Here is a 13,695-nt window from a genome sequence, read left to right on the forward strand (position 1 = left end):
TTTTTTTTTTAAAACAGCAAAAAAATACTGTTTAGTGGTGAATGTGCGTGAAAGTTACAGCCGTATATTAAGAAAAATGAGTGTTTATAGCTGTTTGTATAGAGCTTATATAATTGTATAAAAGTGTTTTGAATAATAGTAGATAAAAATACAGATTTAAAATATATTTAAGGCATATAATGTGGTTAAGTGTGTATGTGTAATGAGTTAGACATAACTAATAATAGTAATGACTACTGATAAAGATAAATGAAAATGTAATTTTGCAAAAATACAATTATTCTATTATAATTATTGATAAAGAGATAAAAGTATGTACAAATAAAAAGGATATAAAATAAAATGAAAAAATATCAGATGATAAAGTTTTATATATCGAGAATTTATAAGAATATTTACAGATTTATAAGATGGGGTATATTTTCGGCAATAGTAGGGATTGTTGTTGGGTCGTTTAGTACATTGTTTGCTTATTGTCTGAGGGTTGTTACAGAAATTAGGACTCAACATCCTGAGATAATATTTGCACTTCCTATTGGTGGTGTGATAATAGTCGCACTTTATGGTATTTTTAATTATAAAAATGATAAAGGAACAAATCTTGTGTTGTCTACAATACATGCTGAAACTGAGATACCATTCAGAATGGCACCACTTATTTTTATCTCCACTATAATAACGCATTTTTTTGGCGGTTCTGCCGGCAGGGAGGGAGCTGCGTTACAGCTTGGAGGAAGTATTGGAAACCAGCTTGGAAGAATATTCAGATTTGATGAGAAAGACAGGCGTATTGTTGTCATGTGCGGCATGAGTGCAGCTTTTTCAGCAATATTTGGAACACCTATTGCGGCATCCGTATTTTCGATGGAAGTGGTAAGTGTCGGGGTAATGTATTATGCAGCACTTGTTCCATGTGTGTTTGCAGCACTTATCGCATCAAAGTTTGCAACTCATATGGGAATAGGACCTAATACTTTTAATATTTTACATGTACCTCAGTTTGAATTGATTCCTAGTTTAAAAATAATCATTCTTGCTATGTGCTGTGCGGCACTCAGTGTTTTATTTTGTGTTGTTCTTCACGGACTGGGGGATATTTACAGAGATAAGATAAAAAATCCATATATAAGGATAATTTTTTCGAGTATCATTATTATAATTTTCACCGTTATCTTACATACAGATGATTATATGGGAGCAGGTGTTCCTGTTATAATGAGGGCTATTCATGGGGATGTGAAACCGATGGCATTTATATGGAAGATAGTTTTTACTGCTCTTACACTTGAGGCGGGATTTAAAGGTGGCGAGATAGTTCCGTCATTTTTTATAGGGGCAACTTTTGGATGCCTTTTTGGGAATGTGATAGGAATATCACCATCACTTTGTGCGGCGGTAGGGATGATGGCTGTATTTTGTGGAGTGACAAACTGTCCTATAACATCAATGCTTATTGCATTTGAACTTTTTGGATATGAGGCAGTTCCGTTTTTCCTTATAGCTATAAGTGTAAGTTATCTGTTGTCGGGATATTATGGCTTATACCATGACCAGACTATAGTTTATTCAAAGTATAAAGCTGAGTATATAAATAGAAAGGCAAGAGAGTGATTGATACAGTTTTAAAGTATCAAATTGGAGTATATATGTGTAATATTCTTTGAACGCAGTAAATAATATGTAAATTTTGCTTTTTGGGGATGAATAAGGATATAAAATATGATATACTTATTTTATAATGTAATAAGAAATAAAATTTAACATCAAAGGATGAAAAAAAAGATTATTATGGAAAATGATAAAAGAAACTTTATAGAAAAGCTTGGAAATGGCAGATATAGGGTTAAAAGTTATTCGTATATTATTCAGGGAGTTATTTTTTGTATATCATTGATTGTTGATATATTTTTCTTCAATTCTAAAGCAGCCGTATTTACACCACTATTTATTGTTGTTGTACCAGTATTATGCTGTTTTTCTTTGAAGTGTGGACTTATAATAAATACAAGTGTTTGGTTATTATTTTTAATGCTGGGATTTTTATTTAAGCATGGGTCGTGTTTTAAGCATGATTGTTTTGAAGTGACGGCAGCGTATATTTTGTCTTTTTTAGTAATATGTATTGTAACCGATATGGCGGTGCAGACATCTCAGGCGTTTGATGAAGAACAAAAAAATACAAAAGAGCAAAGAAAGATAAATGCAAGTCTTCAGGCAGAAAATGATGCGGCTAAAAATGCAGTACAGATTGCAGAGGCGGAGAACAAATCAAAAAGTGATTTTCTGGCAAATATGTCACACGATATCCGTACTCCGTTAAATGCAATTATCGGAATAACCACACTTATTGAGCATGAGGCTGAATCTCCTGAAAAAGTAAGGGAATATACAAAGAAGATAACTGCATCAGGCAAGCATCTTTTAGGAATAATAAATGAGGTGCTTGATATGAGTAAGATAGAGAGCGGAAAAACAGTTTTATATAATGCAGAATTTTCGATTAAAGATGTTATTGAACAGCTTGATATAATGTTTCGACCGCAAACGGATGATAAAAACCAAAGGCTTGTCATGTCATTGGAAAATATTCAACATGATATGCTTGTGGGTGATGGTGTAAGGCTATTGCAGATCATGAACAATATAATTTCAAATTCCATAAAATATACACAGTCTGGAGGAACTATAGAAATAAGTATAAGAGAAGTACCGTGTTTTAATGATGGAAAAGCAGGTTTATGCTTTAAGGTTAAGGATAATGGAATGGGCATGAGTCCTGAATTTGTAGAAAAGATTTTTGATACATTCAGCAGAGAAAAAAATAATGATACAAACTCAATCCAGGGTACAGGACTTGGTATGGCTATAACAAAAAATCTTGTTGAGCTTATGGGAGGCTCGATTGAAGTTCAGAGTGAAAGAGGAAAAGGCAGTTGTTTTGAAGTAAATCTGGAATTTGACATTTATGATTTATCACAAGAAGATGTTAAAATATCTGAAAATAACATTAAAGATGACTTTAAAATCTCAGGGATGAAGTTTTTGTGTGCTGAAGACAACGAGTTAAATGCAGAGATTTTGGGTGAATTATTAAAAATGGAAGGGGCATATTGTAAGATATGTCATGACGGAGAGGAAATCGTTCATGAATTTGAAGAGTCAAAAACAGGTGATTATGACATTATACTTATGGATGTCCAGATGCCTAAGATGAACGGATATGAGGCAACAAGAAGGATAAGAAAAGGAAGTCATCCTGATTCAAAAAAGATACCTATAATTGCAATGACGGCAAATGTTTTTTCAGAAGACATAAAAAAATCAATAGATTCAGGAATGACAACACATTTGTCAAAACCTGTAAATATGGAAACATTAAAAAAGAGCATCGAACATTTGTTTTCGGGGGGGGGGGAGAACCAATAGGGGCAGAAATAAAATTTCATTGTCTGAAAGCAGAGTTTAGTGCTTGAAATATAAAAATAAATTATCATATAAAAAAGTGCTTGACATATATATTTAAGTTGTAGTATTATTATCTCTGTTCTGTGAATGACAGAACACACTGCCGTAGACAGTAGGTGCCGGTGAACCGGTGTAAGTACAAACGCCTACCGAGGAAGATGAATTTCGATATGAATTATTTTCACCTCGTTCGGCTGGATTTATGCGACGAGGTTTTTTATTTTGACTAAAAGTGATTATTTTTATAATGATAAGCTTTTAGGAAAAACTATATTGTCTGTCTGCAGTGGAGATTATGGGGAGAACCCAGGAAAGGAGATTTACTCATGGCAAAAGTTGAAATCAAACAGCCTATAGTTGATGAGATTAAGGCAAAAGTTGAAGGTGCTACAACTGTTGTACTTGTAGATTATCGTGGACTTACAGTAGAACAGGATACAAGACTTCGTAAAGGACTTAGAGAGGCAGGATGTGAGTACAAGGTTTACAAGAACACACTTATGAAGCGTGCTTTTGAAGGAACTGATTTTGCTCAGTTAGATGAGTTACTTGATGGACCATCTGCTATCGCTATTTCAAAAGAGGATGCAACAGCTCCTATCAGAATCCTTAACAACATGGCAAAGGAAGCTGAGGCACTTGAATTCAAGGGTGCAGTAGTAGAAGGAACATTCTACGATACTGAAGGTGTTAAATCACTTGCAAGCATCCCTTCAAGAGAGGAACTTATTTCCAAGTTACTTGGTTCTTTACAGTCACCTATCACAAATCTTGCTCGTGTTCTTAATCAGATCGCTGAAAAGGGTGATGGAGCTGCAGAGGCTTAATTATTTGAATGAAAAGGGAACAGTAGGTTTCCAGAGAAACTACATCAGTTAAACTGATGCAACGAATAAAAAATATATTTATTATGGAGGTAATGAGATGACAACTCAGGAATTTATCGATGCTATCAAAGGCATGACAGTTTTAGAATTAAATGATTTAGTAAAAGCTTGTGAGGAAGAATTTGGTGTTTCTGCAGCAGCAGGTGTTGTAGTTGCAGCAGCAGGTGCTGCTGACGGTGCTGCTGAGAAAGATGAGTTCGATGTAGAGCTTACAGAAGTTGGACCAAACAAAGTTAAGGTTATCAAAGTTGTTCGTGAAGTAACAGGATTAGGACTTAAGGAAGCTAAAGAAGTTGTTGACGGAGCTCCTAAGGTTGTTAAAGAAGGCGCTTCTAAGGAAGAGGCTGAGGACATCAAGGCTAAGATCGAAGCTGAAGGTGCTAAGGTTACACTTAAATAGTTTAACAGTATCAAGTAGCAGAGCGGATTGTGAATATCCGCTTGGCTTGAGATTTATATGAATTTTAATAAGTATCTCATCGGAGAAATCCGGTGGGGTACTTTTTTTGTTATGAAAGAAAGCAATTTTAGATAAAAAAATAAAAATTAAGCAAAATAAACCAAAAATTAAAGATTAAAATAAACTAAAAACTGTGAAAAACTAACAAATAAATAAGCTAAATATTGACATGTTATTAACTAATATATATAATAAATTTAGTTTAAAAAATCTATGCATGGACAAAATAACTAAATAAAAAATGTTGCACAGAAATGGAGAGGAAGAATGAATAAAGCAAAATTTATTAAAAAAGGCATTGCATTGACAATGTCGCTTGCGATTGCTGCAACAGGAGTTCCTGGAACGACTTTATCAGGTAAACATATGTTTTCTGCAATTGCCAATGCACAGGAGGAAACGGGCAAAGATATGCTCAAAAAGTTTGATTTTGATGCAGGAATTGACGGCTGGTATTATGGTTCAGGCTGGGAATACAATTACTCAGCAGGAGATACTTCAAGTGTTGAGGCTGATAATAACCGTCTCAAAATGAATGTAGACTATTCAAAGGATTCTGACAAAGATTGGTCACAGGCTACAGCGGTTTATGAAACATCAGATGCATTTAACCTTAATGGGGCAACAAGTGCAACGGTTGATTTCTTTTATGACACATCTAAAATGACAACAGGAAATTTTGCTGTGAAGTTATATTGTGATGAGGGACTTGACTGCAATAATGATGTTGATTTTTCTAAGGCTGAAACAGTTGAGGGAACTATCGTAAAAGTACCGGTTGAATTAAAGTTTGATGCACTTGGAGCAAATGCTTCAGCAGTGAAAAAAGTTGCAATACAGTTGATTGGTAAACTCACAGATTATAAGGGTGCTGTATGGTTTGACAACTTTACATTTTATCGTGAAGCGGTAGCAGATTCATCTGTAGATTCAACTATTGCAGTAAAATCTTCAGATAAAGAGCAGGTTTCGGTTTCAAACGGAAAACTTACTACTTATAAGAAAAATGGAAGTAAACAGACAACAAAGATTTCCTCAACACTTAAACTTGTTGATAAGAAGGCTTCAGCAAATACAAAAAAATTATATGCCTATCTTGAGGCTGTCGGAAAATCAGATAGTGCAATCTATGGTCATCAGAATGACATTCTCAGAAAAGCTGGTTCGTCAGCATTGACTGAGTCTGATACAAAAGATGTAACGGGAAGTATTTCAGGTGTATTCGGATTTGATTCACAGGTGTTAAATGGTGATGAGTATACAGTAGATATGTACAATGCATCTCATGGAACTTCATTAAAGAAAACTGCAAAAAATAATATCAAGGTTGCAGCTAATATTTCTAATGAGGCGATAAGCGAGGGCTCAATAGTAACAATGTCTACACATTTCCCTAATTTTGCTAATGTTGAAGAAAATCCAGACTATAATGCAAAGACAGACCCGGCATATGCAAAATATGATTTCTGTCATTATACTGCACCAGATACAACAAATGATCCTATGAATCAGATATTGCCAGGACAGAAATATAATAAAGTATTTACTTCATATCTTGATATGATTGCTGAATATGCAAAGCAGGTAAAAGGAACAGTTATTTTCAGACCATTCCATGAAGGAACAGGAAGCTGGTTCTGGTGGGGAGCTGCATACTGTGATGCTGAGACATATAAGAATGTATATCGCTATACAGTGGAATATTTAAGAGATACGAAGAATGTACATAATTTTATTTATGCGTATAGCCCAAGTAATTCAGGAACAGGAACGGTTGCTGATTTCGGAGTGAGGTATCCTGGAGATGCTTATGTTGATATGGTTGGATTTGACATGTATGACAAAAATCCTACAACTGATGGAACATGGATGAAACAGTTTAAAAAGCAGCTTGAAGTTACATCATCATTTGCAAAGAAACATAACAAACTTGTAGCTGTGTCTGAGACAGGAATTTCAAATGATACACAGCCGGGAGAAAGCCAGACAGCACTTCTTAAAAGTGGAAATAAGAATAAAGACTGGTACAATAATGTACTTGATATCGTATCAGAGTCTGATGCTTCATTCTTCCTTCTTTGGGCAAACTTTGCAAAAACAGATGGATATTACTCTCCATATGTTGATTCTGTAAACGAAGATGGAACATTACATGGACATGAGATGCTTGACAGTTTTATCTCATTCTATAATGATTCAAGAAGTATTTTTGCAGCAAATCAGAAAAAAGTATTAAACAGTGAAAAGTTTGGAACTATTAAAGGCAAAGCTGCAGTTACAGGGGTGACAGGCTATATCACAGCACCTATTTCAGGTCAGAGATTTTTGAAAGCAGCATCACTTAAAGCAAAACTTACAGGTGCAACAAAAAATACAAAAGTTAAGTTTGTATTGCAGGGAACAGCAAAGGTTACATTAAATGCAAAAGCTGGCAAGGACGGCTATTACAGTGTAAAACTTACGGCTGCAAAACTTAAAAAGCTCGGTAAGAAACTTGGAACGATTTCATTGTACATCAACAATAAAAAGGTTCAGAAGATTTCTGCAATATGGAATATTCAACCTGCAAAAGAAGATCCATATCTTATTGACGGATTTGAAAATTATTATGGTGTAGATGACCAGCTTAATAAAGCGTGGACAACAAATGCAGATAGTGACTGCAAGATTACGCTTTCACTTGACAAAGATAACAAAGACAGCGGAACATATGGAATGAAGTTTGTGTATGACGAAACTGAAACAGGATGGGGCGGTGCTACGATTTCTAAAGAGGTTGACTGGTCAGCCTGCAATGCACTTCAGTTCTATATGGTGCCTGATGGAAACAACCAGAAAACAGTAATTCAGATTAACGCAAATGGAACAACATATGAAGCATATTTAAATACATATGAAGAGTTCAGAAAGAACGGCAATAAGCCAATGATAGTAACGATTCCGTTCTCAGAGTTCTGTCAGCGTGATACTGAAGGAAATCCAAAAGGTGGACTTGTAAATGATGCAGTAAAGATAAATTCATTCGGCTTATGGATCAATGCTATATCAGATTCAGAAGCAGTAAAAGACGGTCGTGTTAAAGGTACATTGTATTATGACAACATAACGGCGGTTACAACAACAAAGACAGAAGCTGATTTTGAAATTGTAAGCGGAAAATAAAATCAGTTTGTAATTGTCTGACAAAGTAAAAAATAAATTCTCATAATTATCCCTTTTATAAATAAAAAAGAAACAGCAATCCTTTGTAAGCGAGGACTGCTGTTTCTTTTATTCATTGCACAAGAAATTTTCCAGTATTTTTGCCACTCCGTTTTCCTCGTTTGATAATGTAACGATATCAGCTTTTTCTTTTACGGTATCAAGTCCGTTTTCCATTGCTACACCGTATCCGCAGTGTTCTATCATTTCAATATCGTTTATATCATCACCAAATGCACAGACCTCTGAAAGTGAGATACCAAGCAGCTTTGTAATATGTTGTATGGCATCAAGTTTGCTTGCTTTCTTATGAAAAAATGTATATGTAGTTTCGCCGCGGTAGTGAAAATATCCACATCCGCATTTATCAGAGATTGCTTTTGCGTTATCATCATTGGAAAGATGTGCTACTATTTTGCAGGCTTCTTCTGGAAAAGGTTTGTCTATATCAAATGAAATTCCGTGAGAACGGTGGCGATTTATATTTGCGGGTTTATCAGAAGGACGATGCTTATCCGACGGATATCTGTACAGTGCTGTGGTGGTTGGGATAGCTATGTGCGAAGTATAGCCGTATTTTTTCAGTTCATTCAGGATATTGTTTGTCATATCTTTAGTCATTGTGCGTGAGTAGACAAGTATGTCATTCTGATAGACAAGCGTTCCGTCGGTAAGTATCTGAAAATCGGCGTGGAGTTTTTGTGCATAATAAGAAGCACCACCTATATATCTTGCTGTTGCGATTGCAATGTGGATACCTTTTTTACGACATTTTTCAAATGCAGCAATCGTTTCCTTTGATATATTTTTATCATTTTTTAATGCAGTTCCATCTAAATCCGTAACTATGAGTTTTGGTGTAAACATATTTTCTCCTAAATAAAGTTATAAATAAAATTTTGTATATTTAATAGTATCTGTAATCCTTTTTAATCAAATATACATGTATTTTAACATGTATGCCAAAATAAGTTAATATATGAATGGAAGATGTTTTTAACATATATGCGGGAATATCAATATGTGGATTTAGTGCCTGCATTTGCATTTAGGGCGTTTTTTGCAGCATTTTTTACATTTCTTACAATCGCAGAAGGTGTCGAGCATTTTTGAAATCTCGTCCCATGAGCGTTTCATGCATATGGCTTTTCTGTCAAGGCAGCAGTTGTATTGTGTTGATTTTTTGATGCAGTTTTTGATGAACATAATTTGATATCTCCTTTCGCTGTGTTATCATACGGCTGTTAACAGGTGTATTATTATCTATTGTATGAGAAAAATGGAGTGGTGTGCCTAAGAGAAAGTATAAAGGGGTGAGTTAGTGTATTGGAAAAAAATAATAGTAAAATGATAATCATTTGGTTACTATTTTGTATTATATTATATATGTTATTAATGTTGATTTTGAGTTTTTTGGAGGAAACATGGCTGAGATTTTAATTGTTGAAGATGATACTACAATAAATGAGATGGTTGCAAGAAATCTTAAAATGGTAGGTCACAAATGTACACAGATATACGATGGCAGAAAAGGACTTGAGATGATCGAAAAGGGCGGATTTGATCTGGTGCTGCTAGATGTTATGCTGCCCGGCATGTCAGGATTTGAAGTTATGGAAAAGACTAAAGATGTGCCTGTTATATTTGTGACGGCGAAAGGTGAGCTTGATGACAAGCTGCATGGGCTGTCGATAGGGGCGGAGGACTATATAGTAAAACCTTTTGAAATCCTTGAACTAATTGCGAGGATAAATGTGGTTTTACGCAGGACTAAGAAGAATGACGATGTTTTTAAGATAAGTGATGTTGAGGTACATCTTGACAGACATGATGTGTTTAAAAATGGAGAGAGAGTACAGCTTGCACCGCAGGAATATGAACTTTTGGAAGTGCTTATCATAAACAGGAACATGGCAATGTCAAGAGAAAAACTGCTTGAACTTGCGTGGGGCTGGGACTATATGGGGGACACTAAAACGGTAGATGTGCATATAAGAAAACTCAGGAAAAAGCTGGGGCTTGAAAAAGAGATATGTACGATAAATAAACTTGGGTACAGGCTTGAAACAGATTGAGCAGAAAGGGTTCGATTATGAAATTATGGCAGAAGTTATATGTGGTACTTATCATACCGATACTTATCATTTTAAATGTTGCGATATATCTGCTTTTTGGTATTACATATAAGGAAAATATTTCAGCGGAGAAAAAGCAGGCAATCGGAGATTTTGGTATGATAATAGATCAGATTTATGGTGAGATGCAGGATCCGGATATCAATGATGCTGATATAAAAAATATAATTCAGAAATATACAAATTATTATAAACAGCAGAAAATTGAACTTGGATTGTGGGAAGGGACAAGCAAAAAAAAGGTCTATTATTCGGATAAATCTCATTTTAAAGGTCAGCAAAAAAATATTACAGACAATAAAGTTATTAAATTATATATTGATGGTCACACAAGGCTGATGGTTTTTAAAGCACAAAAATATAATAAAAACATTTTTTATTTTGGTTATGAGAAAACTTTGTATAATCTTGACAGTATGTGGAATAACATCAGGGTATATTATGCACTGGGAAGCCTTGGAATATCTGTTATCATGGCGATATTTATGGTATTTGTTCTGCAAAAATGTATAAAACCTGTAGTTAATCTGAATGAAACTGTCAAGAAAATGGCAGGCGGTGATCTCAAAACGAGAACGGATATACATGGAAGTGATGAGTTAGCCGTTCTTGGAAAAAATATAAATATAATGGCGGAAACCATAGAAAAAAATATGAAACAGATTATGGACGAAGCCGAGAGAAAGCAGTGGTTTATTGATAATCTCGCACATGAAATGAAGACTCCGGTAACCGGAATATGTGGATTCGTGGAGTATATGGAGAGAGCAAAGATTTCTGATGAAGAAAGAATGGAATGTCTGGAATTTATTGGGCATGAGGCAAGGCGTATGCAAAATATGTCATATGAACTGTTAGATCTTGCGGTGATAAGACATTCCGATATAAAAAAAGAAAGTATTGATATGAAAAAATTTACAGATGAACTTGCGGACTGGCAGAAGAAAAGATTTGCGGGAAAAGAGATTGAAGCGGACTGGAAAGTTGAAACTGACAAATTATATGGCGATGAGCAGCTTTTGGAAACGCTTTTGAGAAATATATTTGAAAATGCATTCAGGGCAACAGATGAGTCTGGAAAAATAAGTACATATGTATATACGACCGGAAAACAAACTGTTTTTGAAGTTAGTGATAACGGGTGCGGAATGGATGCTGAGGAACTTGAAAAGATAAAAGAACCATTTTATCGTGTGGATAAATCGAGAAGCAGAAAGCAGGGGGGAACAGGACTTGGTGTGTCGCTCTGTCAGAAGATAGTAGAAAAGCATGAAGGAACGATGGAATACAGTTCTGAAAAGGGAGTTGGAACAACTGTGACGGTGAAAATCCCATTACAGTAAATTAAGAATCTGAAATGTTTACCATTTGATAACCTTATGGTTGTTTTTTGATAAGCAATGGTCTGTACCATATATTATAAAGTGAATGAAGTTTTTGAGCGATGTATTCACTTAAAAAAGTATGGATAGGGAGGATGAGCGTTATGAGATATAACAAAAAAATTTTAATGGTAACGACGACAGCTTTATTTGCAGTAGGATGTTTAAGTCTTATGGGTGCAATGAAATATCAGAATGTGAAAACAGAGGCATCTGATATCAAGGACGATGATGTGGCTAGAGCAGGGGTTGATGTTACAAGTGAGCGAATGGAGGGTGAGACACCTTCAGAAGAGGAAAAGAAAATGGACAAGGAGGTTGTTGAGACATACTCTTATAAGGGATATGAGATATCGTTTATAAGATATAAAGACATAAAAACAGGAGAATATCTTTCAGATAAAGAACAGGATGGCGATTATGGTTACAAAAAGACATTCAGGGATATTATTGACAAATCTGAAAACAGCGGATGGGGCTATATGTTGGAAAAAATCAAGGGAGAGAAAGATAAGATAACGGCAGAAGTAGACTGGCATAGGGATAACAGCAAGATCATAAACGGAAAATTCTATGGGAAGTTGATGAGAGAGTGCTGTATAAGATTTAACTCTCCATATATAAAAGAAGACACACAGCTTAGACAGAGACAAAACATAGGTGGTTTTACCACAGTGGCAGAAAGTGGAAAATATATAGCCGGAGGCAGATCAGAGAGCTGGAATCTCATGGAGTATTCACAGTGGGCATTAGTATCTAAAAGTAAAAGAAATGAAATTAAAGAAAAATTAGATGAGTTGAAAAAACTTGCAGAAAATAAAAAGGAAACAGTTGAGTATATCGAAAAGATTAAAGGTGAGGTAACAAAAGAGTTAAAAGATGTGTACGGTATAAATTTTGTTAAAGAGGAGGATGCTTTTAAAGATATTGCTGATGGAAATATTATGTTTTACGGACAGACAGATGACGGTCAGAAGATAGAGGCTCTGTATGATCTGGTTGGAGGTTATATAAGTTATTTCAGTTACAGATAATAGTATAACAAAAAATCAGATTACATTTTTGGATTTTTGTGTGAAATATATATTATAGATATTTTGGGTATGCAGGGATCTGGTTGATATAAAATAGGGAGGAAATAGTCATGAAACATAATAAAAAATTTTTAATGATAGCTACTACAGCGATGTTTTCAGTAGGATGTTTTGGTCTTATGGGTGCAATGAAATATCAGAATGTAAAGACGGAGGCATCAGATATAAAAGACGGAGATGTAGCGAAAGCAGGTATTGATGTTTCAAGTGCCAGTTTGGAGGGTGAGACGCCGATTGAAAAGAAGATGGATAAGGAGATTGTTGAGAAATATTCTTATAAGGGGTATGAGATATCGTTTATAAGATATAAAGACATAAAAACGGGAGAATATCTTTCAGATGAGGAACAGGCTGGCGATTATGGTTATAAAAGGACGTTCAGGGATATTATTGACAGTTCCGAAAACAGCGGCTGGAATTATATGTTGGAGGAGCTTAAAGGAAAGAAAGATAAGATAACGGCAGAAATAGACTGGAAGAGAGATGAGAACAAGATTGTAAATGGAAAGTTTTATGGAAATTTGATCAGACAGTGCAATATATTTTTTAAAATTCCAAATATTATTGATGATGACACGCTTATACAAATAGAAACTATGGCTTGGTTTTCAACTTTGGCAGAAAACGGAAAATATATGTCCGCAAGCAAGTCAATCAGCCAAGATTTAGTTGAGTATCCGGGACAGTGGCTATTAGCATCGAAAGCTAAAATGAAAAAAGTACAGGAAAAATTAGATAAGTTTGAGTCTATTTCAAAAAATAAAAAAGAGGTATACAAGTACATAAATGAGGCTAAAGACAGGATTAAACAAGAGTTAAAAGATGTATATGGCATAAACATTGTTAAAGAGATAAAAAATGATACTTATGAAAAATATAATCTATGGGGACAGGATATTTTATCGGGAAGTGTCACAATTTTCGGAGAAATGGATGATGGTCAGAAAGTAGAAGCGACATATGATTTGCTTGGAAATTATATCAGTAGTTTGCAGTACGACTATTGAGAATAGGATAGTGTCAAGTAAGCTATGAAAAAATGAGCCAAAGAAAAAGGGGCTCAAATGAACC

At 34.8% G+C, this 13,695-nt stretch carries 10 protein-coding genes and 1 other annotated feature; of the genes, 9 read left to right on the plus strand and 1 reads right to left on the minus strand.

Annotated elements, in window-relative coordinates:
- Positions 1-342: 342 nt before the first annotated feature.
- The 5 genes from KQI69_RS04885 to KQI69_RS04905 all read left to right on the plus strand — a co-directional run bounded on the left by KQI69_RS04885 (position 343) and on the right by KQI69_RS04905 (position 7,974).
- Positions 343-1,611 carry a chloride channel protein gene (locus KQI69_RS04885; protein ID WP_216564229.1) on the plus strand — a complete coding sequence of 423 codons (1,269 nt, stop codon included), beginning with the start codon at positions 343-345 and terminating at the stop codon, positions 1,609-1,611.
- A gap of 177 nt (positions 1,612-1,788) precedes the next feature.
- A complete protein-coding gene (locus KQI69_RS04890) occupies positions 1,789-3,426 on the plus strand; it encodes an ATP-binding protein (RefSeq protein ID WP_216564230.1) in 1,638 nt (545 codons plus the stop codon).
- 124 nt (positions 3,427-3,550) lie between these two features.
- Positions 3,551-3,694 (plus strand) — a sequence feature (ribosomal protein L10 leader region).
- A 97-nt stretch (positions 3,695-3,791) separates the two neighbouring features.
- The gene (gene rplJ / locus KQI69_RS04895; protein ID WP_216564231.1) at positions 3,792-4,292 is read left to right on the plus strand and encodes a 50S ribosomal protein L10; all 501 of its coding nucleotides are present in this window, start codon (positions 3,792-3,794) and stop codon (positions 4,290-4,292) included.
- A 97-nt stretch (positions 4,293-4,389) separates the two neighbouring features.
- On the plus strand, positions 4,390-4,752 hold the full coding sequence (rplL, locus tag KQI69_RS04900) for a 50S ribosomal protein L7/L12 (RefSeq protein ID WP_216564232.1): 363 nt from the start codon (positions 4,390-4,392) through the stop codon (positions 4,750-4,752).
- Positions 4,753-5,079: 327 nt separating this feature from the next.
- On the plus strand, positions 5,080-7,974 hold the full coding sequence (locus KQI69_RS04905) for a glycosyl hydrolase (RefSeq protein WP_216564233.1): 2,895 nt from the start codon (positions 5,080-5,082) through the stop codon (positions 7,972-7,974).
- A 108-nt stretch (positions 7,975-8,082) separates the two neighbouring features.
- Here the strand turns inward: KQI69_RS04905 and KQI69_RS04910 are convergent, their stop codons facing one another.
- Positions 8,083-8,880: a Cof-type HAD-IIB family hydrolase gene (locus tag KQI69_RS04910; protein WP_216564234.1), complete on the minus strand. Its 798-nt coding sequence runs from the start codon at positions 8,878-8,880 to the stop codon at positions 8,083-8,085.
- Positions 8,881-9,437: 557 nt separating this feature from the next.
- On the opposite strand from KQI69_RS04910, the gene KQI69_RS04915 reads away from it, so the two are divergent.
- From KQI69_RS04915 to KQI69_RS04930, 4 genes are all read left to right on the plus strand, one after another.
- The gene (locus KQI69_RS04915; RefSeq protein WP_216564235.1) at positions 9,438-10,088 is read left to right on the plus strand and encodes a response regulator transcription factor; all 651 of its coding nucleotides are present in this window, start codon (positions 9,438-9,440) and stop codon (positions 10,086-10,088) included.
- A 17-nt stretch (positions 10,089-10,105) separates the two neighbouring features.
- On the plus strand, positions 10,106-11,491 hold the full coding sequence (locus tag KQI69_RS04920) for a HAMP domain-containing sensor histidine kinase (RefSeq protein ID WP_216564236.1): 1,386 nt from the start codon (positions 10,106-10,108) through the stop codon (positions 11,489-11,491).
- A gap of 143 nt (positions 11,492-11,634) precedes the next feature.
- Positions 11,635-12,564, plus strand: a complete 930-nt coding sequence (locus KQI69_RS04925) for a hypothetical protein (RefSeq protein WP_216564237.1) — start codon at positions 11,635-11,637, stop codon at positions 12,562-12,564.
- A gap of 110 nt (positions 12,565-12,674) precedes the next feature.
- On the plus strand, positions 12,675-13,631 hold the full coding sequence (locus KQI69_RS04930) for a hypothetical protein (RefSeq protein WP_216564238.1): 957 nt from the start codon (positions 12,675-12,677) through the stop codon (positions 13,629-13,631).
- Positions 13,632-13,695: the final 64 nt, after the last annotated feature.

The organism is Eubacterium sp. MSJ-13 (assembly GCF_018918235.1).
GTDB lineage: Bacteria > Bacillota > Clostridia > Lachnospirales > Lachnospiraceae > Butyribacter.

Bases quoted from the DNA above. Each gene is read 5' to 3' on its own strand.
- KQI69_RS04885 (WP_216564229.1), top strand. From the start codon at position 343: ATGAAAAAATATCAGATGATAAAGTTTTATATATCGAGAATTTATAAG.
- KQI69_RS04890 (WP_216564230.1), top strand. From the start codon at position 1,789: ATGGAAAATGATAAAAGAAACTTTATAGAAAAGCTTGGAAATGGCAGA.
- rplJ (WP_216564231.1), top strand. From the start codon at position 3,792: ATGGCAAAAGTTGAAATCAAACAGCCTATAGTTGATGAGATTAAGGCA.
- rplL (WP_216564232.1), top strand. From the start codon at position 4,390: ATGACAACTCAGGAATTTATCGATGCTATCAAAGGCATGACAGTTTTA.
- KQI69_RS04905 (WP_216564233.1), top strand. From the start codon at position 5,080: ATGAATAAAGCAAAATTTATTAAAAAAGGCATTGCATTGACAATGTCG.
- KQI69_RS04910 (WP_216564234.1), bottom strand. From the start codon at position 8,880: ATGTTTACACCAAAACTCATAGTTACGGATTTAGATGGAACTGCATTA.
- KQI69_RS04915 (WP_216564235.1), top strand. From the start codon at position 9,438: ATGGCTGAGATTTTAATTGTTGAAGATGATACTACAATAAATGAGATG.
- KQI69_RS04920 (WP_216564236.1), top strand. From the start codon at position 10,106: ATGAAATTATGGCAGAAGTTATATGTGGTACTTATCATACCGATACTT.
- KQI69_RS04925 (WP_216564237.1), top strand. From the start codon at position 11,635: ATGAGATATAACAAAAAAATTTTAATGGTAACGACGACAGCTTTATTT.
- KQI69_RS04930 (WP_216564238.1), top strand. From the start codon at position 12,675: ATGAAACATAATAAAAAATTTTTAATGATAGCTACTACAGCGATGTTT.